Source organism: Afipia sp. DC4300-2b1, assembly GCF_049895725.1.
GTDB lineage: Bacteria > Pseudomonadota > Alphaproteobacteria > Rhizobiales > Xanthobacteraceae > Afipia > Afipia broomeae.
In genome coordinates, this window is sequence record NZ_JAFCSX010000001.1 from 86,356 (window position 1) to 111,745 (window position 25,390).

The window sequence follows — 25,390 nt, forward strand, 5'->3', positions numbered from 1 at the left end:
TGAGTGGAGTGACGCGCAGCGGACATGCCGCAGCGCGCATCGCCTTTCGGCGCTCCGCCGCGGCGATTTTTGGCGACGGGATCGTTCTTCCGGGACAGGACGGACGCTTTCACGCCCCGATCCGGCGGGCTTTCGCCTGCCTTCATCCTGTCCGCGTCCAGCCACTGAAGGCGGGGCCACGTAGTTGGCCCGGACGATGACCCGAAGCCTCCCGGACACGAGGGAGAACGTCTCTCCCGCGCGCGCAGGCGCCGCATCCCGCCCCGCGCATCGAAGCGTCCCAGGACACGCCCCTCAAGTGAGGCGGGATGGCGTGAAGATGGATCAGGGCAAGGAAATTGTCAAGGAATTTATTCCTTGATCCACGAATCGAATGTTTTGTGAGACATTCACCGCCCAAAACGGCTGGAGCTTTTAGAAATGCGATTCAGACTTGTCTATGAGGGAGAACTTAAATCCGGTCAGAAGGATCCCGAGGCTAATCAGCATGACCGATTGGCTCAACATAAACAATCAATTCGCAAGGTATTTCATCGGCAGCTAAAGCATCTTTGGCAAACTAATAAGTTTCTTTCTGAACGCAAAGAGCATCCGATCCATAGAACGGCCGACCACCGTCCAGTTGGCGACGGTGCGGCCTACTTCGGACCGAACGAGAACGAAAAGATTCCATTGTCGGACTACACGGCGAGCTTATACGAGGAAAATGGCTATAGATTTGTACCCTTAGTCCGCGAAGAAACGTCCCTACTTTGCTCGTTGAACATACTTTTCCTACGACGAGACACCCCAGGAAGCGTAATTAGCGCCGGCGACTTGGATAATAGGATCAAGACACTAATCGACGCGTTGCGAAGACCAAAAAGCGCGAACGAGTTAAGGGGAAATGAGATACCTGCTGAAGGAGAAAGCCCTTTTTATTGCCTATTGGAAGACGACAACCTAGTTACCCAGCTCACGGTGGAAACCGATACATTGCTCGATCCGCCTCTGGCAGAACGTGAACTAGATAGACGCCAGGTAAAATTGATAATCACCGTTGAGCTGAAGCCCTACAACGTAACTCTATTTAATTTGAGTTTTTCTTAGAATCTGTATTCTTCGTTCCAGCGATCACAACCTGCAGCCAGCGTAGCCCGGATGAAGCGAAGCGCAATCCGGGAATACTAAAGCGAGGATAGATCGCGCTTCGACCGGCGCGACACAGCTTCCATCACAATCAACATCGCCCTATTGCGGGCGGCAACCCCTGATTTTGCTTCGCTTCATCCGGGCTACAAGGCTCGTCATTCCGGGATGCGCCGAAGGCGCAGGCCCGGAATCCAGACCTGCCGGACTCTTGCACGAGACGATTGGATTCCGGGCTCGCGCTTCGCGCGCCCCGGAATGACGGCTGATTTCTTCACCTCGCCCCGTTCTTACCAGGAGAGGTCGGATTGCGCGGCAATCCGGGTGAGGGGCTACTTCCTCGAAAGTCGCGCCATCGCATATGTTGAAATCGCGCCCCTCACCCCGACCCTCTCCCCAGCGAAAGGGGGCGTCTACGCCCGTCTTCGACGGGCTATGCGGGGAGAGGGAGCAGGAAGATTTCATCGAAAACACTTCGTCATTCCGGGTTCGCTCGCAAGCGCTCGCGCCTCGGAATGACGAGCAGCCCCTACTCCACCTTCGCGCCGGCGAACTTCACCACCTTCTCCCACTTCTCCGTTTCAGAGACGATGATCTTGCCGAAATCTGCGGGCGTGCCGAGCAGCGGCACGCCGCCGAGTTCCGCGATTTTCGCCTGCATCGCAGGCTCGGCGAGGATTGCGTTGATCTCCTTGTTGAGCTTGTCGATGATGGGCTTCGGCGTCTTCGCCGGTGCGCCCATGCCGAACCATGCGCTCGCTTCATAACCCTTCACCGTTTCACCGACGGTCGGCACATCCGGCAGCAGCGGCGACCGCGTCTCTGTCGTCACCGCGAGCGCACGGAGCGTTCCCGCCTTGATGTGCTGGATCGCGGACGGCAGATTGTCGAAGATCACCTGCACGCGGCCTGCGATCATGTCGGTGAGCGCAGGGGCGGCTCCTTTGTAGGGGATATGCGTCATTTCGATGCCGGTCATCGATTTGAACAACTCGCCGGACAGATGCACGGACGTTCCGTTGCCCGATGACGCCATGTTGACCTTCCCGGGATTGGCTTTCGCATAAGCAACGAATTCCGCTACCGTCTTTGCCGGGAAATCCGCGGGCACGACCATCACGTTCGGCGATCGCAGAATGCCCGCCACCGGCGCGATGTCGCGGATGAAATTGAAACTCAGCTTCGTATAAAGCGAGGCGTTGATGCCGTTGGCGGGATTGACCAGCAGCACCGTGTAGCCGTCGGGATCCGCATTCACCACGGATTCGGTGCCGACATTGTTGCCCGCGCCCGGCTTGTTCTCGATGATGAACTGCTGACCCAGCCGCTCCGACAGCCGCTGGCCGATCAGGCGCGCGAGAATGTCGGTCGCGCCGCCGGGCGGATAGCCCACCACCCACTTCACCGGACGCGTCGGATAATCCTGCGCCGAAGCGCCGCTAATTGAGATGAGTGCAGCAAAGCCCATCGCGATCAGACCGACCGCGGCGCGTCGTGAAGCCATGTCGTGTTACCCCTTGTTCTCTCCCCGGCTGCCGCGACTTGGCGCGCGGTCAGCATGTGTTGATGGACAACACGCGAGCGTAACAAACAAAAACGAGAGCGAACAAGGAGCGCGATGCGCGCAGCGCGCTTATGGCGGCGCACAACGCGTCGGGAACAGAGTACCGGGTTACAGATAGTCGCGGAAGTAATCCGCCAGGCTGTCGTCACCGCCGGTCATGCCGAAGTCGATCGGCTGGTCCAGCAGCAGCGCGCTGGCCTGCGTCTTGTAATCCGGCGAGACGTCGTCAACGCCGGGAAGCGGCTGACGCAGGATATCCAGATAGGATTTGTAGTTGTCCAGCGAGCCGCTGAAGATGCAGTTGCAGACGCCTGGATCGGCATAGACATATCGCGGCGTGCCGCCGGCCCTGTGGATCACGAAGCGATGCGGCGGCAATGCTTTCAGCGCGCGCTGGCCCGCCGCGTCGTTGGCGAGCTGGATGCGGAACCCGGCCGAGCGCAGATAGAACGCGTTCTTCTCAAGGAACGGCTTGCTCGGCGTGACATGCTGAGCCACCAGCGGCCACGCCAGCATCACCACTATCATTGCGGCAAGCGAGACGAGCGCACGCCAAGTCCGGGATATCGTTATCGGAAACATCGTTTGATCCTTCGCAAGACATAAACAAAGTCACGTGGGAGTCATAAACGCGGTCAGTTCGTCATGAAACGCGGGTCGCCAGGCCATCACGTCTCCTTGTGCGCTGCGTGAATTGTGTCGCGGGAACACGGGACGCGACGCCATTCGCGTTCACGATTTTGTCGCAGGTGTGAAAGCATGCATCGCATCGCGCGAATTGTCGAATCGCAGGCACAAGATGTGGTGCGATTGCGGGGGCAACTCGTCAAAGTGCGCTGCGGAATCTTCATCACCTTGAAGGAAATGTGACTGGAGCTTTTCCAATCTCACATCGCTGTATGCGCATTGCAAATCGCGATGCCGACTCACATCTGCCCCATTGCGGAAGCATGGTCCGCCCGCTCACCGGGAGCGCGATTGCAGAAGCATCATCCGATGCAATCGCACTCTGAAATGTCCGAAGAGGAGAAGTGCATGGTCGGTCGCCCGCAGGGAAACCTCAACGAAAAATTCGATCCGGATTACGTCGCCACGTTGAGAAAAATTCTCGACATCGCCGTCGAGCAGATTGCGCAGGAGAACCGCACGCCTGCGACCAAGGCGAAGATGGCCCAGACGATTGTCCGGCGCGCCGCCGACGGCGTGACCGATGCCAACGACCTCGTGTCGAGCGCCGTGCGCGTCGGGGAGACCCGCGCAGCGTGAGATGCCGACATCTGATGAGAGATAATAAACCCGCAACACATACAGCCGTCATCACCGGGCTTGACCCGGTGATCCATCGAGAATGAGTCTTGAGGAAGATGATGGATTGCCGGGTCAAGCCCGGCAATGACATTCAGGGACGTGACGGGCTCAGTCGCCTTATGACAAACCCACGATCAGGACGCCGCGCTCTTCGGCGCAGCGTGTGATTTTTCCACATCAAGCCTTGGCGCATTGGTCGCGAACTGCTCGTCCTGCGGCATCGACGGCAGAACGCCGCTGGTCTTGGCCTGATCGATCACCTGCGCCAGAAGCCTGAGGCCGAGCGGCGCCAGCGCCCGCTCCCACAATTCGCGCGCGGTCTCGTTCTTCTTCACGAACACCCAGTCCTGCGCGGCGATTGCGCCGGCATCGAGCCGGTCCGACAGGTGATAGATCGTGCCGCCTGCGATCGCGTCGCGCTCCTTGATGGTCCATTCCACCGCCGCGATGCCGCGATGGCGCGGCAGCAGCGACGGATGGTAGCCGATGCCGCCATGCCTGGCGGCCTTCAGCGCACCATCGCTGACCATCGCATGGCTGTGGGCCGTGACGATCAGGTCGGTGCCCGGCGCGATCTCCGAAGCCACGATGAGCTTGGGCTTTGCCTGCACCACGACCTCGACACCGGCGGCACGGGCGGCTGCGGCGAGACGGTCCTCGCCGTCCGCGACCACGACACGAATCACCTCGATGCCGTGACCGCGCATCATGTTGAACGTCTCGACGCCGAAATGACGCGAGCCAGCGAGAGTTATTTTCATCGGATCACTGCCCCCAGGCCGTGAATGCTTCGTTGAATGCACGCTCGCCCGGCGCGCCCTTCTCGATGGCGATGATCGAACGGCGCTGGTTGGCGTAGACCAGCGGAATGTCGAACCACGACCGCTCCTTCAGAAGCTGGAGATTGCGCGCCTTGTCGGCCTCGACATTCGACAGCCCGACCAGGAAGAATCCGTCGGTGACCTTCACCGCGAGTCCCGCCAGCGGCGTGCCGCGCGCCTGCTCGTTGGACTTCATCAGCACGCCGGGCACGTTGGCGATGGTGGTGCCGAAATCCGGCGGCAGCACGAAGGTCAGTTCCGCGGTGTGGCTCGCGGGCAGCGACGCATCGGTGTTGCGGCGGATCGAGAGCGACATCTTGATCTTGCGCTCGGGAATATCGATGTCGGCGCGCACGCCGATATCCGGCGGCTGACCGGCGGGCACCTTGACCGCTTCGGTGCGCCAGATCACGGAGCCGACATACTGCTTGCCCTGCGGCGCCGAGGGGTCCTCGTCATAGAGCACCACGCGCTGCGCCACCGGCGCAATCTGCGCCGAGCCGGGCTGGCCGACGCGGTCGGTGATCTTTGGCCGCGTGCCGGCGGCATCCTTCGGCGCGGTGTCGGCCTGCTGCGCAGGCTTGGTGAGCGACTTGAACAGCGAATAGGCTTTCGGCCCGCCCCACACCGCGCCGCCGATCGCGATGATCGCGACACAGACCGCGATGGCGGTCTTGAGCGGAAAGCCGCGCTTCTCCGTTTCGGGTTCGTCGCGGGAGGCACGCGCGCGCGGCGAGCCGTTCGGCTGATAGCGTCCGGCTTCCTCGATGGATTCGTCGTAGCTGTAAGGCGCCGTACCACGCTGATCGGGAAAATCCTGAGCTTGGCTGCGCCGCGCGGAACGGGTCGCGCTGCCGAGATCGTTGGCATCCGCAACCACATCGCGCATGCCCGAACCCTGCGGCGGGCGGCGCTGCGCACGTGCGTCCTGCGTGAACTCGTCGAGCATGCGGGTGTCGTCGCTGCGCTGATCGCGCGCACGGACATCACGCATCGACGACGGCAGGCCCGGCTGAACCGGCGGCTGCGCGCGGGTCAGCGGCGGCGGCTGGTCGCCGCGCAGATTACGCGGCGGGCGCTGGTCGGGCGCTCCATTGGCCTCGGGCCGTGGAGCGGGCCGGCCGGGGGCCGGCGGCGGAGCGTTTCCGGTTCGCGCGCTGCGGGCGCTTTCACGTAGCGCGTCACCCGGACGCGGGCCGTCCCGCCTGCCGGGCAGCGGCGCGCGCGGCTGGGCTGAGGGCGAAGGTGGCGCAGCGGGCGGCGGCGGCGCAGCCGGGCGCTCGGGCGGTGGTGCTTCGCCGCCTGGCGCGGCCTGATGCGCGGCGGCGCGGCGGACGGCATCGGCCTCGACCCTGCGCACCGCGTCCTCGAGCGCCAGCCGCTCGCGCGTGATTTCGGCTTCGCTCAAGGCAGGCTGCACGCCGCGCAACTGGGAAATCAGCGCCGTCCGCGCGCGCTCATAGAGCGCACGCCTTTGCTCGCCGGGGGCACTGGGGTCCAGTCCGGCGATGGCACGGGCTATGAGCGGGTAGTAATCAGCCATCCTTGTCCAGTCTGCAGGATTCTCGACGAACCCTGTACTTAAAAATCGTCAATCAACTGAACACAGATCGTGTTCAGGCCTCGAACGGGTTTTGCACGAGGATCGTATCCTCGCGTTCCGGGCTGGTGGAAAGCAGCGCGATCGGGCAGCCGACCAGTTCCTCGACCCGGCGAACGTACTTGATGGCCTGTGCCGGCAGGTCCGCCCACGACCGGGCATTGGCCGTCGGCTCCTGCCAGCCTTCGATGGTCTCATAGATCGGCTCGACGCGCGCCTGCGCGCCCTCGCCCGCCGGCAGATGATCGATCTCCTTGCCGTCAAGCTTGTAGCCGACACAGACCTGGATCTCGTCGAAGCCGTCGAGGATGTCGAGCTTGGTCAGCGCGAGGCCATGAATGCCGCTGGTCCGCGCGGTCTGCCGCACCAGCACCGCATCGAACCAGCCGCAGCGGCGCTTGCGCCCGGTGTTGACGCCGAACTCCTTGCCGCGCTGGCCGATCAGTTCGCCGATCTCGTTGGTCAGTTCGGTCGGGAACGGTCCCTGTCCGACGCGTGTGGTGTAGGCCTTGCAGATGCCGAGCACATAGCCCACCGAGCTCGGGCCCATGCCGGTGCCGGTCGCAGCCTGCGCCGCCACCGTGTTGGACGACGTGACATAGGGATAGGTGCCGTGATCGACGTCGAGCAGTGCGCCCTGTGCGCCCTCGAACAGGATGCGCTTGCCCTCGCGGCGCTTTTGATCGAGCAGACTCCACACCGAATCCGCGAACGGCAGCACGCGCGGCGCGATCGCCGTCAGTTCTTTCAGGATGTCCGCGCCGTCGATCTCCGGCAGATTGAGGCCGCGGCGCAGCGCGTTGTGATGCGTCAGCAGACGATCGATCTTGTGCGGCAGCGTCTGCGGATCGGCGAGATCCATCAGCCGGATCGCGCGGCGGCCGACCTTGTCCTCATACGCCGGACCGATGCCGCGCTGGGTGGTGCCGATGGCGTTGGCCTTGCTGGCGTTCTCGCGCACCGCATCGAGTTCGCGATGCAGCGGCAGGATCAGCGTGACGTTCTCGGCGACGCGCAGATTGTCGGGCGATATCTTCACGCCCTGTCCTTGCAGCTTGTCGAGTTCGGTCAGGAATGCCTGCGCGTCGAACACGACACCGTTGCCGATCACCGACAGCTTCGACGGCCGCAGCACGCCCGAAGGGAGCAGCGCGAGCTTGTAGGTGTTTCCGTTGATGACGAGTGTATGGCCAGCGTTATGGCCGCCCTGAAAGCGAACGACAATGTCCGCCTGTTCCGACAGCCAGTCGACGATCTTGCCTTTTCCTTCGTCGCCCCACTGGGCGCCGACGACGACAACGTTAGCCATTTCCAGACATTCTCCCGCAACCCGCAAATCCGCTGGTGTTCCAGCGCCTTGCAGCTTGGGCCGCTCGCTTGCGAGGCATGTCACCGGATAACGGATGCGCGCATGGGACGCAAGCGCCAACGGCTGTTGACGTATGTGCCAGATGGGGTGCAAATCATTGATATCCCCAAATAATTCCGCCCAGCCCCGACCTTCCCTGCAAAGCCTATAATCCGCCACCGACATGAACGTTCCCGCCCCGCGATCCGCGACATCATGGCTCATGAACAGGCCATATCTGCTGCTGTCCCTGTCGTCCCTGTTCTGGGCTGGCAACATCGTGCTGGGACGTTTCATCGCGGCTGATTTTCCGCCCATGGCGCTGTCCTTCCTGCGCTGGGCCTTCGCCTGCCTGATCGTCCTGCCGTTCGCGTGGCCGCATCTGCGGGCCGAGTGGCCGGTGCTCCGCAAGCATCTGCCGATTCTGACGCTGCTGACCCTCACCGGCCTCGCCGGCTACAACGCCATCGCCTATCTCGGGCTGCGATACACCGAAGCATTGAATGCGCTGCTGATCCAGTCGTCGGGGCCATTGATCGTGGCACTCTGGTCATTCGTCCTGCTCGGCATTCGCCTCACCTGGCCGCAAACCATCGGCATCGGCATTTCACTGCTTGGCGTCCTCACGATTCTGTCGCGCGGCGATCCGGTCGCCCTCACCTCGATCCACCTGAACAAGGGCGATCTGATCTTCACCGCCGCGTTGATCATCTTCGGGCTCTATTCCGTGCTGGCGGTGAAACGTCCGGCGATACACCCGCTGACCTTCATGGGCTTCACCTCCGGTTATGCGACGGTGTTGCTGATCCCTGCCGTGATCGCGGAGGCTGCGAGCGGTCACACGCCATCGCTCTCCGTGAACAACGCACTCACGCTGGCTTATGTCGCGATATTCCCGTCGATCCTCGCCTATCTGTTCTTCAACCGCGGCGTCGAACTGATCGGCGCCAACCGTGCCGCGCCGTTTTTCCATCTGATTCCGGTGTTCGGATCGGTGCTTGCCATCGCCTTCCTCGGCGAGCGGCCGCAGCTGTTCCATGTTGCGGGCTATGCGCTGGTGCTGACCGGTGTCGTCATCGCCGCGCGGCGCACGTCGGCAGTTGCTGAAGCTTAAGTCATAACATTTCAGCGGTCACGATTGCCGCAAGCACACGATTTGCTCGCTCTCCCGCAGGCGGGGAGAGGTAAAAAAATCAGCGCGATGGGCGTTCAGCGCAACGGAGCAATCCGGGATTGTCGGTTGTGAAAGGTGCGAAACACCGGCACAACTTGACGCATCCTCTTTCCCAAAGACCCATGACCGTCGCTGATCCGCCCTTGCGCCAGTCCTCGCTTGCCTCACGGCTGGCGAACCAGCCCTACCTGCTGCTCAGCTTGATGGCGCTGTTCTGGGCCGCGAACATCGTGCTCGGGCGCTTTGTTGCTGGCCATGTTCCGCCGTTCACACTGACATTCCTGCGCTGGGCCGGAACCTTCCTCGTCGTCGCTCCATTTGCGTGGACCCATCTGCAACGCGACTGGCCAACCATGCGCCGGCACATGCCGCTGCTGCTGGTTCTGGCGCTGACCGGCTTCGCGCTCAACAACGCCCTGTCCTATTGGGGACTGCAACACACACAGGCGCTGAACGCGCTGCTGATCCAGTCGTCGGGACCGCTGTTCGTGGCGCTGTGGGCGCTGGTGCTGTTCGGCGTGCGGCTGTCATGGATGCAGGCGGCCGGCATCCTCGTCTCGCTGATCGGCGTACTCGTCATCATCCTGCGCGGAAACCTTGCCGCGCTGGCGGACATCCAGATCAACGCCGGTGACATCAGTTTCGCCGGCGCGCTGTTCGTGTTCGGACTGTACTCCGCTCTGATGACGCGGCGTCCGAAGATCAATCCGCTCTCGCTGATCGCGTTCACCACGGGAGCCGGAGCGCTGATGCTGTTGCCGCTGGTGGGATGGGAAGTCTCGATCGGCGACAGGCTGACACTCGACACGCTGACGATCGCCACCGTCATCTTCGTCGTGATCTTTCCCTCGACGCTGGCCTACATCTTCTTCAATCGCGGGATCGAACTGATCGGCCCCAATCGCGCCGCACCGTTCTTCCATCTGGTGCCGGTATTCGGTTCGGTGATGGCCATCGTGCTGCTCGGCGAGAAGCCGGAACTGTTCCATCTGGCCGGTTACCTGCTCGTGCTGGCAGGCGTTGTCACCGCATCGCGGCGCGGATCGGCCGGGAAACGTCCGGCTTCCTAGAACCGCACCACTGGCTGGCAATCCGGCGCGATTTCGCGCAATCTCCGGCTCAAGTGCCGGCGTCGTCACCGCCTCGGTGACCCGACGACCGCACGTCAAAAAGAGCAGGGCGGAGACACCATCAATGACCTTCCTGAAATCAAAAATATCGCCAATGACCTTAGCGCTCGCCATCGCGGCCGGCGCTTTGGCTGCCGGACCATCGGCGGCGCAGACGGCCTGGCCCGCACCGGGCAAGAACATCACGCTTGTGCTTCCGTTCGCGGCGGGAAGCGGCACGGACAGCACGACGCGCCTGATCTCGAAAGAACTGGCCACGGCGCTCGGCACCAATATCGTGATCGACAACAAGCCCGGCGCCAACGGCTCGATCGCCGCGAGCTACGTCGCGCGCTCCGAGCCGGACGGCTACACGATTTTCGTGACCACCAACACGTCGCATTCGGCCAATCCGTATCTCTTAAAGAACATGACGTACGATCCGATCAAGGATTTCACACCGATCGCGCGCACCGGCGACCTGCCGTTCATGCTGGTGATCAATCCGGAGATCCCGGCGAATTCGGTCGCCGAACTGGTCGCGCTCGCGAAGAAAGAGCCGGGCAAGTACTCCTACGCCAGCGGCAGTTCGTCGGCGATCGTGTCCGGCGCGACGTTCGCAACCCTTGCCGGCATCGACCTGCTTCACGTTCCCTACAAGAGCTCGCCGCCCGCCCTCACCGACGTGATCGCCGGGCGGGTGTCGATGATGTTTGTCGACGTTCCGACCGGCCTGCCCCATGTCAACGGCAAGGCGCTGAAGGCGCTGGCGGTGACGACGATCAAGCGCTCCGCGCTGCTGCCGGATCTTCCCACCATGGACGAAGCCGGCGTGAAGGGCTTCGACATCACCTCATGGCAGGGCTATCTCGGCCCGGCCAACATGCCGAAGGATATCGTGACAAAGCTGAATGCGGAGATCCGGAAGGTGATCGAGCGGCCCGACATGCAGAAGGAACTGGCCGGCCGCGGCATGGAAGCTTTCTCCGGCACGCCTGAGAGCTTCGACAAGTTCCTGAAAGAGCAGCTCGTGGTGTGGGAAAAGCTGATCCGGGAAGCCAAGATCGAGAAGCAGTGAGTTAAAGCTGACTTTCGAGCAATCCCCAATGTCGTCCCCGCGAAAGCGGGGACCCATAGCTTGGAAGCGAACTTGTGGTGACCGAAGATGGGGTAACGTACCACGTCTACATTCTCGCGAGCCAACCCAACGGCACGCTCTATATCGGCATCACAAACAATCTTGCTCTTCGGCTATCTCAGCACAAGGGCGGACGCGGATCGGAATTCGCGCAACGCTATGCCGTTAATCGTCTTGTCTATGTTGAAGGGTACGACACGCCCTCAGATGCCATTCGCCGGGAGAAGCAACTCAAGAAATGGAACAGGGCCTGGAAAATCGAACTCATCGAAAAGAACAATCCGGATTGGCAAGACCCGTCTGACCTCGCCATCTTCGGAATTTCCTAGAAAAGGTGGGTCCCCGCTTTCGCGGGGACGACATCTTGTTTGTAGTAGCGATACTTCGCCACCGAGGTATTACGCCGCCCGCACCTTGCCGAGGAATTCGTCCACCGCCGCGCGCAGCATGCCCGACTGCTGGTCGAGATCGCGCGCGCTGGAGAGAACATCCGACGCTGCCGTGCCGGTCGCCGCCGCGGCCGAACTGACGCCGCCGATGTGATCGCTGATCTCGGTCGATCCTGCCGCCACCGACTGGATGTTGCGGGCGATCTCGCGGGTCGCAGCGCCCTGCTCTTCGACGGCGCTGGAGATGTTCATCGTGATCTCGCTCATCCGCGCGATGGTTTCGGTGATCCCGCCGATCGACACCACCGCGTCGCTGGTGGTGGCCTGCATCGCAGCGACCTGGGCCGAGATTTCCTCGGTGGCCTTGGCGGTCTGGTTGGCCAGCGCCTTGACCTCGGAGGCCACCACGGCGAAGCCGCGGCCGGCTTCGCCCGCGCGGGCAGCCTCGATGGTGGCATTGAGCGCGAGCAGATTGGTCTGCGCCGCGATGGAGTGAATGAGCTGCACCACTTCGCCGATCTTCTCGGCGCCGCTGGAGAGAACCTGCACCGTCGCATTGGTGCGCTCGGCGTCGGCCACAGCCTTGGTGGCGATCTCGTTCGACTGGTTGACCTGGCGGGCGATCTCGGCGACCGAGCTGGACAGTTCTTCCGCCGCTGCCGCGACCGTGCCGACGTTGCTCGATGCCCGTTCCGACGCCGACCCCACGGTGGCTGCGCGTGCGCTGGCATCGCGGGCCGACGCGGTCATGGATTCCGCGGTGGTCTGCATGCCGGCCGCCGACGTCGCCACGGAGCGGACAATGCCGTTGACGCTGCTTTCGAAGTTGCTGGCAATGCTGTTCATCATCGCCTGCCGTTCCGCAGCGGCACGTTCCTTGGCCGCAGCCTCTTCCTGCTCGAGTCCGCGGATGCGGATCGCGTTGTCCTTGAAGACCTGCACGGTCGTGGCCATCTTGCCGATTTCATCACGGCGGTCGCTACCGGGAATGCTTTCCTCAAGCTTTCCGTCGGCCAGCGACTGCATGCGTGCGCCGAGCTGACCGAGCGGACGGGTGATGCTGCGCCCGATCATCCAGGCCACCGCGCCGGAGACTGCGCCGATCAGAACAGTCGCAACAATGAGCGCCATGATGATCGGCATCAGCTTGGCATCGAGATCGTCGAGATAGGCGCCGGTGCCGACGAACATGTTCCAGCCGGGGACTCCGACCGCGTAGGATATCTTGCGGATCAGTTCCTTGGTGCCGGGCTTCTCGTATTCATAGCGCAGCGTCACATCGCCCTTGGCGGCGACGCCGTCGCGCAGTTCGCGCGCCAGCTTGCGGCCGCCGGTTTCGATATCGAGACGGTTGGTGCCGATCTGCTTCGGATCCGGCGTCGCCAGCGCGATGCCGTCCATGGTGTAGACGAACATGTACCCGGTGCCGTTGTCGTAGGTCATCGTCCGCGCGAAACGGCCGAATTCCTCGATGGCGGCTTCCTTGGTCATTTTCCCGGCTTCGACCTGCTTTTGCAGCCCGATCGCGGCGTTGCGCGCGGTTTCCACCAGCGCATGGGTCTGCGCCTCGCGCGCGCTCACCATTTCCCGCTGCATCATGAAGGCGGAGTAGATGCCAGCAGCGCTGAGTCCAAGAAGTGTCACACCGACCAAGATACCGAGCTTGGCGGCGATGGGCAGGTTGTTCAAAAATTTCACGATGAAGCTCCGGGGCGGGCCACGCTTCTGCGTGGATTCGTCCCATCAATTATCGAAACTTCCTTTCGGGTTGGTTACCCATGTACTGATGCGGCCGGCATCCACCGAAACAAAAACGGGCCGGAGAAGACTCCGGCCCGCAGCAACGATGTCATAAACCGCAGCAGCCTAGAACGTCAGCGCTTTCGCCTGCTTGACCTGCGGCAGCGCCGCCACCTTCGCGAGGACATCGGCCGGCACCGCACCGTCGACCTCGACCAGTGCAATGGCGTCGCCACCCTGCACATTGCGGCCGAGATGGAAGGTCGCGATGTTGATCTTGGCATCGCCGAGCAGCGAGGCGAATTTGCCGATGAAGCCCGGCTTGTCCTCGTTGGTGATGTAGATCATCGACTTGGCGAATTCGGCATCGACCCGGATGCCCTTGATGTCGACCAGGCGTGGCTTGCCGTCGTGATAAACCGTGCCGGACACCGAACGCTCCTGCCGTTCGGTCGCGACCGTCACGGTAATCAGGCTCTCATAATCGCTGCGGGCGGCACGGGTCACCTCATCGACCACCATGCCGCGCTCCTTCGCCACCACCGGCGCAGAGACGACATTGACGTCGCCCAGCATCGGCCGCAGCAGGCCCGTCAAGGCTGCGGAGGTCAGCGCCTTGATCTTCATGTCCGCGACCGCGCCCTCATAGGTGATCGTGACCTTGGTGATGCCGGTTTCGGTCAACTGGCCGGCGAACGAGCCGAGCTTCTCGGCAAGTTCGATGAACGGCTTCAGCTTCGGTGCTTCTTCCGCCGTGATCGAGGGGAAGTTGACGGCGTTGGAGATCGCACCGGTCAACAGATAGTCCGACATCTGTTCGGCGACCTGCAGCGCGACGTTTTCCTGCGCTTCCGTGGTGGATGCGCCGAGATGCGGGGTGCAGATGACATTCGGATGACCGAACAGCACGTTGGTCTTGGCCGGCTCTTCCACGAACACGTCGAACGCAGCGCCCGCGACGTGCTTGGAATTCAGCGCATCGACCAGCGCCTGCTCATCCACCAGACCGCCTCGCGCGCAGTTGATGATACGCACGCCCTTCTTCATCTTGGCGAGCGAGGCCGCGTCGATGATGTTCTTGGTCTTGTCGGTCAATGGCGTGTGCAGCGTGATGAAGTCGGCGCGCTTGAACAGGTCGTCGAGTTCGACCTTCTCGACGCCGATGTCCTTGGCGCGCTCCGGCGACAGGAACGGATCGAACGCGATCACCTTCATGCGCAGGCCGAGCGCGCGGTCGGCGACGATCGAACCGATGTTGCCGGCGCCGATGACGCCCAGCGTCTTGCCGGTGATTTCGACGCCCATGAAGCGGTTCTTCTCCCACTTGCCGGCCTGGGTCGAGGCGTCGGCGGCCGGGATTTCGCGGGCCAGCGCCAGCATCAGCGTGATGGCGTGCTCGGCGGTGGTGATCGAGTTGCCGAACGGTGTGTTCATCACGATGATGCCCTTCGCCGTGGCGGCGGGGATCTCGACGTTATCGACGCCGATGCCGGCGCGGCCGATGACCTTCAGGTTCTTGGCCTTCTCGAGAATCTTCGCCGTCGCCTTGGTGGCGGAGCGGATGGCGAGGCCGTCATAGTTGCCGATGATCTCGGCAAGCTTGTCCTTGTCCTTGCCGAGTTCCGGCTGGAAATCGACCTCGATGCCGCGATCCTTGAAAATCTGCACGGCGGCGGGAGACAGCGCGTCGGAAATGAGAACTTTGGGTTTGGTCATGGGATGTGATCCATCTTTCGTCATTCCGGGGCGCGAGCCTTGCGAGCGAGCCCGGAATCCAGACGAGGTTAAAGGGATTTGTAGTTGGATTCCGGGTTCGCGCTGCGCGCGCCCCGGAATGACAAGTCAGGCCGCTTTCGCAAGCGAAGCCTTGGTCTCGGCGAACGCCCAGTCGATCCACTGCGTCAGAATCTCGACGTCCCTGGCCTCAACCGTCGCGCCGCACCAGATGCGAAGGCCGGCGGGGGCATCGCGGTAATGCGCGAAGTCGTAACCGGCGCCTTCCTTCTCGACCGCCGCAACCAGCTTCTTGGCGAAGTCAGCCTGCGCATCAGCAGAGAGGGCGGTGATCGCCGGATCGACGACCTTCAGGCACACCGACGTGTTGGAGCGGATCGCCGGATCGGCGGCAAGGAAGTCCACCCACGGCGTCTTCGCCTTCCAGTCGGCGAGCACTTTGGTGTTGGCATCGGCACGCGCGATCAACGCCTTGAGACCGCCAACGGACTTCGCCCAGTTCAGCGCATCGAGATAGTCCTCGACGCAGAGCATCGACGGCGTGTTGATGGTTTCGCCCTCGAAGATGCCGGCATTGAGCTTGCCGCCCTTGGTCATGCGGAAGATCTTCGGCAGCGGCCACGGCGGCGTGTAGCTCTCGAGCCGCGCGACGGCGCGCGGCGACAGGATCAGCATGCCGTGCGCGGCTTCGCCGCCCAGCGCCTTCTGCCAGGAGAAGGTCACGACATCGAGCTTCGGCCAGTCGAGCGGCTGCGCGAACGCGGCGGAGGTCGCGTCGCAAATCGTGAGGCCTTCGCGGTCAGCCGCGATCCAGTCGGCGTTCGGAACCCGCACGCCGGAAGTGGTGCCGTTCCAGGTGAACACGATGTCCGAATTCTTGTCGGCCTTCGACAGATCGGGAATCTCGCCATAGCCGGCGTGGAGCTTGACCACGTCCTTGAGCTTCAATTCCTTGACGATGTCGCTGACCCAGCCTTCGCCGAAGGATTCCCATGCGATGGTGGTGACCGGGCGCGGCCCGAGAAGCGACCACAGCGCCATCTCAACCGCGCCAGTGTCGGACGCAGGCACAATGCCGATCTTGTAATCGGCAGGCACTTCAAGCACTTCGCGCGTCAGTTCGATCGCGAGCTTGAGTTTGGCCTTGCCGACCTTCGCGCGATGCGAACGGCCGAGGGCTGCGTCCTTGAGATTTTGGGGGTTCCAGCCAGGGCGCTTGGCGCAGGGGCCGGAGGAAAAATGCCGCACGTTCGGCTTGGAGCCGGGCTTCGCTACAGTCATGTTCTATCCTTCCAGATAGCTAGCCTCCCGTTGGGGGGAGGTGTCCCGCCGCCGTCAATATGGAAGGTTTCGGATTTCGTCAAGGAACTTCGCCCGGCTTCATTCACAAAGCTGGGATGCAAACGCCCTGCCCGCCCCCGGTCAGGCCGGCCGCTTCCACTCTGCGAGCGGGATATTCGGCATCTCGAAACGCTGTGTCGTGCGGGTGTACCAGCCGCCTTCCATGCGTCCGATCAGATCGAGTTTCTCCGCATCGACATACTGCCGCGTGGCATCGATCACGGCGTGATCCTGCACATGAATCATCAGGATGCGGCCGAGCACGAGGCTGAAGCCGCCGAGCGCGACCTCCTGCATGAACGTGCATTCCATCGAGACCGGTGACGCTTCAATCCGCGGCACTGCCACCCGCTCCGACGGAACGAGTTTCAGGTCCGCCTCTGCCGGTTCTTCGACGCCCTTTGGAAATGCGATCGAGGTGATCCGCATCTGCTGGGCGAGACTGTAAGGCACAAGATTGACCACGAACTGTTCGTTGGCGCGAATGTTGGCGCGGGTGTCCTTCGGCTCGCCGGGCCCCTTGCTGCCGATTCCGACGCCGACTGTCGCGGGCTCCGACCCGAACACATTGAAGAACGAGAACGGCGCGGCGTTCACGGCGCCGCTGCTGTCACGCGTGGTGATCCATGCGATCGGCCGCGGCAGCACGGTGGCCAGCAGCAGCTTGTAGCGTTCGCCGGGCGTCATTGCTTCGAAATCGAATTGCATGGGTCCTCCTCGCGCGAAGCCGCCCTCGGCAACGCCGCCGTCTTGAGTGACTTGCAATTCGCAAGCCGGATCAACGCGGCCAGACTAGATGCTTTTTTGGAACTTACAACGCTGGACGGAGATTCACCTGCGCATGGGCGATCTGCCCTCTCTGTCAGGACCTGTTATTCCGGCGCCGCGCCCACCGGCGGTCCGCCCGGCGGGCGGTGCAGGAAGGTGATGGTGGCGAAAGCCCCGACCCACGATCCGACCGCGGCAAAGGCCACATAGATCCAGTTCTCGGTGTAGCTGATCACGGCGTAGGACGAGAGCAGATACCAGATGCTGCTCCAGGATGCCGCGGGGACGCGTTTGCGCGCCACCACCGCCGACGTGAACATGACATAGACGGCATCGGTCGCGGCGGTGGCGAGCAGAACGGCGACGGCGGTCAGGGGATTGATGGCCGGCATGGGCGCTTCCTCGGCTGGATGACGAACCGGCCCCAGCTTAGCCTGCATTCGCCGCCTTCCGTCCCCGGAATCAGAGGCCGAGCCGCTTTTCGGACTCGCCGATCCAGCGCCGCACGGCGTCATAGCCGTCGAGATGAAAGCCACCTTCGTGGGCCGCGCGGGTGTAGGCCAGCAGCGCCACATCCGCGAGCGAGAACACGTCCTCGACCAGGAACTTCGTTTTCTGCAACTGGTGCTCCATCAGCGCCAGCGCGGCATAGCCCCGCTTGACCTTCTCCGGATCGAGATCGCCCAGCGACTTGCCGAGATAGACCATCTGAAACCGGCAGACCGCGATGTAAGGCTCGTGGCTGTACTGCTCCCAGAACAGCCACTCATCCATCTTCGCCGACAGGAACGCCTCCGCGGGGATCAGGTCCGTGCCGCGCGCCAGATAGCGGATGATGGCATTGGATTGCGCCAGCGTGCGACCATCGTCGAGTTCGAGCACCGGCACCTGCCCCGCCCCGTTCAGCTTGAGAAACTCGGGCGTGCGGCTTTCACTTTTCATGGTGTCGACATCGATCCAGGTGTAGCGGCGAGAAAGCTTGTCGCACACCCACTTCACTTTCAGGCAATTGCCGGATTTCAGATCGCCATAGATCTTCATGACCGCACCTTCCCGATGGCTGCCGCCTCCGAATGGAGCGATAGCCCAACAGGCAAAACGGCCCCTGTCAACGCCAGGAGCCGCAAAAGAGAACTTCGGAGAACGGTTCGGTCAGAACCTGTAGCCGAGACCGCCGCGCACGGTGTTGATGTTGGTATCGATGGGACCGGTGAAGCGGATGTATTCCCATTCGGCGCGGCCGAACACGTTTCCAAACAGCATCACTTCGGTGCCAAGACCCATCGTGTATCCGACCTTCAACCGGCCGTGCTGATTTTCGGAAGCTGTGTACGTGACGGGGCCGTAAGCGTTTGTCGGCGGCGGACCGGGATTCGTGCCCTGCGCATCGATCACGTTGGTTCTCGTGCTGTCGGCGAGTCCAAACGCAACGCCGCCAAACAGATAAGGAAGGAAACTGCCGATGGCGTATGCGGCACGGCCACGGAACGTGAGAATGTCCGTGAACTTGATGGATGCCGACGACGTCACGAGCACATTGTTGTTGATACCGTCCGAGGTGGTGAACTGGCGCCCCATGCTGCCGGCTGCGGCGCCGCCGAAATTACCGTGCATATAGCTTGCATCGACGCCGAGCACCGCGTCGCCCCACTGCGCGTTATAGCCGGCGAAGCCGCCAAAGGCGCTGCTCTGATGCGAGACCTTCCCGCCGATCACCGGCCAGCTCGAAACCTGGTATTCCTTTTCGATCGTCGTCAGCGCCAGTTGTTGCGCCGTCATGTTGCTCGTCGCACCATTGAAATTGTGGTCGGACGAGCCGTAAGCCGCCTGCCCGCCGGCGTAGAAGCCCTGCCATCTGACATAGCGCGGACTTTCGCGGAGCATTCCGCGCAGGACCGGCAAGTCCTCGGGATAATCTGCGGCCTGCGCACCCTGCGCGGCTGCCGCCATCATCATCGCCAACACGATCCGACGCATCACGAAACTCCCGTTACCAACGCTTAACTACGTTCGATCATGCCGCGTTAACCCTAATCATTCGTTATCGCCGCGCACTCCGCACAAAAGAAAACGGCGCGGAAAAATCCGCGCCGTTTAAGTTTGGCAGGAGAGACGAAGCGAGAAGAAATCCAATCAGCCCTTGCGGATGAGAGGCATCATCGGCGGAGCGTAAGCCGGCACCGGATCGATCGCCCAACGGATGCCGAGTTTCAGATCATGCGAAGTGAGGTGCTTGAACGTCGTCGGATTGTTGATGTTGTTGGTGCCGTCGTAAGCGATGACGTCGCCGGTGATGCCGTCACCCATGTCGAGGTAACGGTAGGCCAGTTCGAGCGTCAGGCTCGGATTGATCTTGTAGGCAAGACCGGCGTGAACCGCCCAGGCGAAATTCCACTTCGATGCATCGGCTGCGTAAGCGGAGCTTGGCCCGCCGGCGAAACCACCGTTGCTCGTCGTTTGTCCGACGTCAGTGTAGTTTGCCATCGTCACGCGAGCGGCACCGACACCGGCACCGATGAACGGTGTGATGCACCACCAGGTTCCGAGATCGGCATAGGCGTTAGCCATGATCAGCCATTCGGACTTGTTGCCGGTGTACTTGTTGAAGCCGTTTTGCACGGCACCGCCGCCATTGAAGGTGTTCACTTCGTAGCCATTCAACGTCGAACTCGCGCGGTATTCACCGGTTACGTCCGCGCGGAACCAGTTGTTGAAGCGGTAACCTGCGCCGAGACCGAAGATGCCCGCGCTGTTGAAATCCGCCTTCTGATTCTGGCTAATGAGACCGGCTTCGAGCGCGTTGCTCAGGTGCTGGACCTTCTGATTGCTGAAGCCGATGTCGCCACGCAGATACCAGCCGCCGAAGTCTTCGACCGGAGGAGGCACATACATCGGGGGCGGAGGAAGATCGGCAGCGAGCGCGGCCGAGGAAATGAATGACGCCGCGCCAGCAGCAAGAAGATTCTTCAGAGTACGCATTGGTCCGGTCCTTTCGCCGGTGAGGCAGACAAAGCCTCACGCTCAAAACTCATGGGCGGACCATGGCACCAAATGTTTAAGCGGCACTTAACCCTAATTCTTAACCGCGATTTTTAATCTGGCTTAAGCGAGACGGTAAACATTTACACAACGCGCCAGGCCTGACGCGCCGCAAATCCTAACAATGTGTTGATGATTGAGTCAGCGATGCTGACGTAGTGGCGGCGAAGTCTGCGTCGGACTCTTCCGTCATTGCGAGCGAAGCGAAGCAATCCATTCTTCTATCCAGGACATGGATTGCTTCGTCGCTGCGCTCCTCGCAATGACGAGGCAAATGCCAGGCACGAGGCCCGGCATGACGTCGATAGTTGTGCAACTTAAAGTGCGAGCGTCAGAGCTTGTGGCGCTTGATCTGCGGCAGGAAGATCGCAAGCAGGCCGATGGCCGGAAGCCACGCGCAAACCTGATACACGAAGTCGATGCCCTTCCAGTCCGCCACCTGACCGAGCACGGCGGCGCCGAGACCGCCGAAGCCGAACGTCATGCCGTAAAACAACCCCGAGATCATGCCGAGACGATGCGGCATCAGTTCCTGCGCATAGACGATGATCGCAGGCGTTGCCGACGAGATGATGAATCCGATCAGGATGCTCAGCACCGCGCTGGCGAACAGGCCGACATGCGGCAGCGCCAGCGTGAACGGCAGCGCGCCGATGATCGAGAACCAGATCACATACTTGCGACCGAACCGGTCGCCGAGCGGACCACCGAAGAACACGCCGACCGCGCTCGCGGCGAGAAACAGGAACAGATAGATCTGCGACGCCTGCGTGGTGATGCCGAATTTCTGGATCAGGAAGAACGTATAGTAGCTGCCGATGCTCGCGGTGTAGAACGCCTTCGAGAACAGCAGCACCGCAAGCACGGTCAGCGCGACGAGCGTGCGCGTCGATGAACGCTCCTCGCTCACCGTTCCATGCGCGTGCTTGCGCTGTGCGACACGCGGCTTGTACCAGCGCCCGATCTGCCACAGCACCACAATGGCCAGCGCCGCAACCAGCGAGAACCAGGCGATGCTGCCCTGCCCGAATGGCACGACGATCAGCGCCGCAAGCACTGGACCGATGGCGCTGCCGATATTGCCGCCGACCTGGAACACCGATTGCGCCATGCCGACGCGGCCGCCAGAGGCCATGCGCGCAATGCGCGAGGATTCCGGATGGAAGACCGCGGAGCCAGTGCCGACCAGACCGGCCGCCAGCAGGATCACCCAGTAATGATGCGCGACGCTGAGCAGGATCAGGCCGGCGAAGGTGAAGCCCATGCCGAGCGCGAGCGAGAACGGCTTTGGATACTTGTCGGTGTAGGCGCCGACGAACGGCTGCAGCAGCGACGAGGTGAACATGAAGGCCAGCGTGATCATGCCGATCTGGCCGAAGTCGAGGGCGTAGTTGTCCTTCAGGATCGGATAGACCGACGGGATCAGCGACTGCATCAGGTCGTTGAGGAGATGCGAGAAGCTGATGGCACCGATGATGGCGTATGCGGGTGCGCTCGAAACCGGGGCGGGGGCCGCCGGAGCATCCACAACGATCGGTGCAGCGAGGGTGTCTTCCGACAGGACAACGGGCTTGTTCACGGCAGATTCCGGCAAATTCAAAATCGAATGGACTTCAAATACAAATTCGGCGGCGAGGTCACCAGTCGCGATTTCCCATGGCTGATGTGCCGGATTGATCAGACTGGCGGCAAGTCGCGCAGACCCCGTCATCCTGAGGTGCGAGCACTTGCGAACCTCGAAGGATGGCGGTGAGATCTGCGTCCTGCATTCGCGCATCCTTCGAGGCTCGCCGCAAACGCGGCTCGCACCTCAGGATGACGCGGCACTGTGCAAAATGGGTCCCGGCCGGAGCCTGTCATTGGACGACGCCATAGCGCGTCGAAAGACGCGCGTAAACGCGCTTTTGGCGCCGATCCGTTGGCCGGGACGACGTAGAATTTTAAGCCGCCGCGGACGCCGTCCCGAGCGCCGAGACGATCATGTCGACGGCTTCCTCGACCAGGTCGCGATTGTCGCCCTCGCCCATCACGCGGATGACCGGCTCGGTCCCGCTGGGGCGGATCAGCAAACGGCCGCTGCCGTTCAGGCGTTTCTCCGCATCGACGATCGCGGATTTCACGCCGGGATTGTCGAGCGGCTTGCCGGTGCGGTAGCGCACGTTCTTGAGAATCTGCGGCATCGGCTCGAAGCGGTGGCAGACTTCCGAGACCGGACGGCCGAGGCGCTGCACCACGGCGAGAACCTGCAACGCCGCGACGAAGCCGTCGCCGGTGGTTGCGAAGTCGGACATGATGATGTGGCCCGACGGCTCGCCACCGAGATTATAGCCGCCCTTCTGCATCTGCTCGAGCACATAGCGATCGCCGACCGGCGTGCGCAGCAGCTCGATGCCCTGCTCTTTCAGATAACGTTCAAGGCCGAGATTGGACATTACGGTGGCGACGATGCCGGGCTTCGCCAGCCGTCCATCGTCCTTCCAGCTCTGCGCGATCACGGCGAGAAGCTGGTCGCCGTCGACCACATGGCCGCGTTCGTCGGTGATGATGACGCGATCGGCGTCGCCGTCGAGCGCGATGCCGATGTCGGCGCGCATCTCGCGCACCTTGCGCGACAGCGCTTCCGGCGAGGTCGAACCGCAGTCCTTGTTGATGTTGAATCCGTCCGGCTCGACGCCGATGGAGATGACGTCCGCGCCCAGTTCCCACAGCGCTTCCGGCACCACCTTGTAGGCCGCGCCATTGGCGCAATCCACCACGACGCGCAGGCCGTCGAGGCTGAGATCGCGCGGCAGGGTGCGCTTGGCGAATTCGATATAGCGATCGTGCACGCCGTCGATGCGGCGGGCGCGGCCGAGACTGGCGCTCTGGGCGAGACGCTTGTCGAGGTTCTCGTCCATCAACTGTTCGATCTGCGTCTCGACATCGTCGGACAGCTTGAAGCCGGCGGGGCCGAACAGCTTGATGCCGTTATCGTCGAACAGATTGTGCGAGGCGGAGATCATCACGCCGAGATCGGCGCGCATCGATTTGGTGAGCATCGCCACGGCCGGCGTCGGCATCGGGCCGAGCAACAGCACGTCCATGCCGACAGACGTGAAACCCGCCACCATGGCGTTTTCGATCATGTAACCGGACAGACGGGTGTCCTTGCCGATCACCACGCGATGACGATGGTCGCCGCGCTGAAACACCAGACCGGCCGCCTGCCCGACCTTGAGCGCCAGTTCCGGCGTGATCAGGCTGTTGGCACGACCGCGGATACCGTCGGTCCCGAAATATTTGCGCACCATGAATTCCCCTGTTCCGCCGAGTCTCTGGCCAGGCTCCGAAAACACCTGCTTGGCTCTGGCGAACGCCCCATTCTAGCGGAGAGCTCGTTATAAAGCCTCTGGGGACGGGATTTCTTCAAATAATATGATGAATCATTACCGCCGCCCGGAAGAGGCGACGGCTCCTATCTCCTTGATTTATAACGTTTTTGTCCGCACTCCGGCCCTCCAGCCGGAAAACCGGCCTGGGGCGTTAGCCCTTCCGCCTGCTGTCCTCATCGTGCCTGGATGGCGACGGCTGGGTCACGCTGACCGGGTCTGAGCCCGGAAATGATTCTTCCAGCCCGGCCTCGAGGTCGTCGTCGAGCTTCTTCTTCTCCGGGTCTTTCGGCTTGTTCGGGTTTTTCGGCTTGGTGGCGGCCTCGGCCATGATGTGCTCCTGCGTGGGTTCGCAGGGATAACGTCCGGGAACGCCGCCTGTTCCGGATTTTAGTCCTTCGGACGAGGTTCGACGTGCGGGTCCGGCTGGGTGAGTTTGACGGGGTCAGAGGCGGGAAAGGTCTCTTCAAGCGCCTCGTTCAGTTCGTCGTCCAGTTTGCGCTTTTCGGCTTCAGCCTTTTTGACGGCGTCCGGATCGGCCTTTTTCGTGGTCATCACGCTCTCCCGGCAATGGCAGTGTTTGCACACGCTCCAACCATGATAGATGATTGTCACAACAAAAAATTCAATGAGGACGCGTCCATGAAGAACATTACCTGCATCGAGGATCTGCGGCAGATTCACAAGCGCCGCGTGCCGAAGCCGTTTTTCGATTACGTGGACGGCGGCTCCTATGCAGAAGAAACCCTGCGCGCCAACATCAGCGACATGCAAAAGTTCAAGTTTCGCCAGCGCATCCTCGTCGACATTTCGAAGCGGCAACTCAACACGACCATTCTCGGCGAACCAGCTGCGCTGCCGCTGATCCTCGCCCCGATCGGCTCGGGCGGGCTTCAGTATATGGACGGCGAAATCTACGCCTGCCGTGCTGCGCAGAAGGTGGGCATTCCCTATACGCTTTCGACCATGTCGATCTGCTCGATCGAAGACGTTGCCGCGAATGTCGAGAAGCCGTTCTGGTTCCAGCTCTATGTGATGAAGGACCGCGGCTTCGCGAAATCGCTGATCGAACGCGCCATCGCCGCGAAGTGCAGCGCGCTGGTGCTCACGGTCGACCTGCAGGTGCTTGGCCAGCGCCACGCCGACGTCAAGAACGGCCTGACGGTGCCGCCCAAACTCGCGACGTTGAGAAACCTCATCGACTTCGCCACCAAGCCGGCCTGGGTCATGGGCATGCTCAAAGGAAAGAGCCGGAATTTCGGCAATATCACCGGCCATGTGAAGGGCGCAGGCGATCTCGGCTCCACCTCGGAGTGGGTCGCGTCGCAATTCGACCAGTCGCTGAACTGGAAGGACGTCGAATGGATTCGCTCGATCTGGCCCGGCAAACTCATCATCAAGGGCATTCTCGATGTCGTCGATGCGCGTGAAGCTGTGAAGACCGGCGCGGAAGCCATCGTGGTCTCGAACCACGGCGGACGTCAGCTTGACGGCGCACCCTCTTCGATTTCGGTGTTGCCGGAGATCGTGCAGGATGTCGGCTCGCAAACCGAGATCATGTTCGACGGCGGCATCCGCACCGGCCAGGACGTGATGCGCGCGCTGGCGCTGGGCGCGAAGTCCTGCATGATCGGCCGCGCCTATATCTATGGCCTCGGCGCGGGCGGACAGGCCGGCGTGGAATTGGCGCTCGATCTGATCGGCAAGGAGCTCAGCACCACCATGGGCCTTACCGGCATCAACCATATCGACGAGATCGATCGCCGGGTGCTGACAGACTACATGCAGACCAACGCAGTGAGCAGCCCAAGGAATTGACGT

The 25,390-nt window shown here is 62.1% G+C and carries 24 protein-coding genes; 7 read left to right on the forward strand and 17 right to left on the reverse strand.

Translation table 11 applies throughout. The annotated features are described in order from the left end of the window. Positions 1-420 precede the first annotated feature (420 nt). The gene (locus tag ACP7AL_RS00420; protein ID WP_425987749.1) at positions 421-1,089 is read left to right on the forward strand and encodes a hypothetical protein; all 669 of its coding nucleotides are present in this window, start codon (positions 421-423) and stop codon (positions 1,087-1,089) included. 568 nt (positions 1,090-1,657) lie between these two features. Here the strand turns inward: ACP7AL_RS00420 and ACP7AL_RS00425 are convergent. Together ACP7AL_RS00425 and ACP7AL_RS00430 are read right to left on the reverse strand one after the other, a co-directional pair. Beyond that, positions 1,658-2,632, reverse strand: coding sequence for a Bug family tripartite tricarboxylate transporter substrate binding protein (locus tag ACP7AL_RS00425; protein ID WP_006021929.1), 975 nt, complete (start codon positions 2,630-2,632; stop codon positions 1,658-1,660). A gap of 168 nt (positions 2,633-2,800) precedes the next feature. Beyond that, the gene (locus ACP7AL_RS00430) at positions 2,801-3,274 is read right to left on the reverse strand and encodes a hypothetical protein (RefSeq protein WP_006021930.1); all 474 of its coding nucleotides are present in this window, start codon (positions 3,272-3,274) and stop codon (positions 2,801-2,803) included. 453 nt (positions 3,275-3,727) lie between these two features. Here ACP7AL_RS00430 and ACP7AL_RS00435 point away from each other — a divergent pair, with 453 nt between their 5' ends. Beyond that, entirely contained in the window at positions 3,728-3,958 is a 231-nt protein-coding gene (locus ACP7AL_RS00435; RefSeq protein WP_024920429.1) for a hypothetical protein, read from the forward strand. Positions 3,959-4,134: 176 nt separating this feature from the next. On the opposite strand, the gene ACP7AL_RS00440 is transcribed toward ACP7AL_RS00435, so the two are convergent. The 3 genes from ACP7AL_RS00440 to ACP7AL_RS00450 all read right to left on the reverse strand — a co-directional run bounded on the left by ACP7AL_RS00440 (position 4,135) and on the right by ACP7AL_RS00450 (position 7,730). Beyond that, positions 4,135-4,761, reverse strand: a complete 627-nt coding sequence (locus tag ACP7AL_RS00440) for a formyltransferase family protein (protein ID WP_006021932.1) — start codon at positions 4,759-4,761, stop codon at positions 4,135-4,137. Positions 4,762-4,765: 4 nt separating this feature from the next. Next, positions 4,766-6,364: a hypothetical protein gene (locus ACP7AL_RS00445; RefSeq protein ID WP_425987752.1), complete on the reverse strand. Its 1,599-nt coding sequence runs from the start codon at positions 6,362-6,364 to the stop codon at positions 4,766-4,768. Between the two features lie 73 nt (positions 6,365-6,437). Further along, positions 6,438-7,730 carry an adenylosuccinate synthase gene (locus ACP7AL_RS00450; protein WP_006021934.1) on the reverse strand — a complete coding sequence of 431 codons (1,293 nt, stop codon included), beginning with the start codon at positions 7,728-7,730 and terminating at the stop codon, positions 6,438-6,440. 262 nt (positions 7,731-7,992) lie between these two features. Here ACP7AL_RS00450 and ACP7AL_RS00455 point away from each other — a divergent pair, with 262 nt between their 5' ends. From ACP7AL_RS00455 to ACP7AL_RS00470, 4 genes are all read left to right on the forward strand, one after another. After that, positions 7,993-8,883, forward strand: coding sequence for a DMT family transporter (locus ACP7AL_RS00455; protein ID WP_425987754.1), 891 nt, complete (start codon positions 7,993-7,995; stop codon positions 8,881-8,883). A gap of 182 nt (positions 8,884-9,065) precedes the next feature. Further along, on the forward strand, positions 9,066-10,013 hold the full coding sequence (locus ACP7AL_RS00460) for a DMT family transporter (RefSeq protein ID WP_425987756.1): 948 nt from the start codon (positions 9,066-9,068) through the stop codon (positions 10,011-10,013). A 124-nt stretch (positions 10,014-10,137) separates the two neighbouring features. Beyond that, positions 10,138-11,130: a Bug family tripartite tricarboxylate transporter substrate binding protein gene (locus ACP7AL_RS00465; protein WP_425987758.1), complete on the forward strand. Its 993-nt coding sequence runs from the start codon at positions 10,138-10,140 to the stop codon at positions 11,128-11,130. 74 nt (positions 11,131-11,204) lie between these two features. After that, positions 11,205-11,519: a GIY-YIG nuclease family protein gene (locus ACP7AL_RS00470; protein ID WP_425987760.1), complete on the forward strand. Its 315-nt coding sequence runs from the start codon at positions 11,205-11,207 to the stop codon at positions 11,517-11,519. A 69-nt stretch (positions 11,520-11,588) separates the two neighbouring features. Here ACP7AL_RS00470 and ACP7AL_RS00475 read toward each other — a convergent pair whose 3' ends face one another. From ACP7AL_RS00475 to ACP7AL_RS00530, 12 genes are all read right to left on the reverse strand, one after another. Beyond that, positions 11,589-13,277: a methyl-accepting chemotaxis protein gene (locus ACP7AL_RS00475; protein WP_425987763.1), complete on the reverse strand. Its 1,689-nt coding sequence runs from the start codon at positions 13,275-13,277 to the stop codon at positions 11,589-11,591. Positions 13,278-13,445: 168 nt separating this feature from the next. Continuing rightward, positions 13,446-15,035: a phosphoglycerate dehydrogenase gene (gene serA / locus ACP7AL_RS00480; RefSeq protein WP_006021940.1), complete on the reverse strand. Its 1,590-nt coding sequence runs from the start codon at positions 15,033-15,035 to the stop codon at positions 13,446-13,448. A gap of 126 nt (positions 15,036-15,161) precedes the next feature. Then, on the reverse strand, positions 15,162-16,334 hold the full coding sequence (locus ACP7AL_RS00485) for a phosphoserine transaminase (RefSeq protein WP_425987765.1): 1,173 nt from the start codon (positions 16,332-16,334) through the stop codon (positions 15,162-15,164). A 141-nt stretch (positions 16,335-16,475) separates the two neighbouring features. Beyond that, positions 16,476-17,102 carry a flavin reductase family protein gene (locus ACP7AL_RS00490; protein ID WP_006021942.1) on the reverse strand — a complete coding sequence of 209 codons (627 nt, stop codon included), beginning with the start codon at positions 17,100-17,102 and terminating at the stop codon, positions 16,476-16,478. Between the two features lie 164 nt (positions 17,103-17,266). Continuing rightward, positions 17,267-17,554 (reverse strand): hypothetical protein, encoded by a 288-nt coding sequence (locus tag ACP7AL_RS00495; protein WP_006021943.1) that lies wholly within the window; start codon positions 17,552-17,554, stop codon positions 17,267-17,269. Positions 17,555-17,624: 70 nt separating this feature from the next. Next, on the reverse strand, positions 17,625-18,203 hold the full coding sequence (locus tag ACP7AL_RS00500) for a glutathione S-transferase family protein (RefSeq protein ID WP_425987768.1): 579 nt from the start codon (positions 18,201-18,203) through the stop codon (positions 17,625-17,627). A 111-nt stretch (positions 18,204-18,314) separates the two neighbouring features. After that, the gene (locus tag ACP7AL_RS00505; protein ID WP_425987770.1) at positions 18,315-19,139 is read right to left on the reverse strand and encodes an outer membrane protein; all 825 of its coding nucleotides are present in this window, start codon (positions 19,137-19,139) and stop codon (positions 18,315-18,317) included. A 156-nt stretch (positions 19,140-19,295) separates the two neighbouring features. Further along, positions 19,296-20,141, reverse strand: coding sequence for an outer membrane protein (locus tag ACP7AL_RS00510; RefSeq protein WP_425987772.1), 846 nt, complete (start codon positions 20,139-20,141; stop codon positions 19,296-19,298). Between the two features lie 391 nt (positions 20,142-20,532). Then, the gene (locus ACP7AL_RS00515; protein ID WP_425987774.1) at positions 20,533-21,780 is read right to left on the reverse strand and encodes an MFS transporter; all 1,248 of its coding nucleotides are present in this window, start codon (positions 21,778-21,780) and stop codon (positions 20,533-20,535) included. A gap of 361 nt (positions 21,781-22,141) precedes the next feature. After that, the gene (gene glmM / locus ACP7AL_RS00520) at positions 22,142-23,491 is read right to left on the reverse strand and encodes a phosphoglucosamine mutase (protein ID WP_006021948.1); all 1,350 of its coding nucleotides are present in this window, start codon (positions 23,489-23,491) and stop codon (positions 22,142-22,144) included. Positions 23,492-23,723: 232 nt separating this feature from the next. Beyond that, entirely contained in the window at positions 23,724-23,900 is a 177-nt protein-coding gene (locus ACP7AL_RS00525; RefSeq protein WP_425987776.1) for a hypothetical protein, read from the reverse strand. Positions 23,901-23,959: 59 nt separating this feature from the next. Then, positions 23,960-24,124 (reverse strand): hypothetical protein, encoded by a 165-nt coding sequence (locus ACP7AL_RS00530; RefSeq protein ID WP_425987778.1) that lies wholly within the window; start codon positions 24,122-24,124, stop codon positions 23,960-23,962. 87 nt (positions 24,125-24,211) lie between these two features. Between ACP7AL_RS00530 and ACP7AL_RS00535 the strand changes: the two genes are divergently transcribed. Beyond that, positions 24,212-25,387: an alpha-hydroxy acid oxidase gene (locus tag ACP7AL_RS00535; protein ID WP_425987780.1), complete on the forward strand. Its 1,176-nt coding sequence runs from the start codon at positions 24,212-24,214 to the stop codon at positions 25,385-25,387. Positions 25,388-25,390 lie beyond the last annotated feature (3 nt).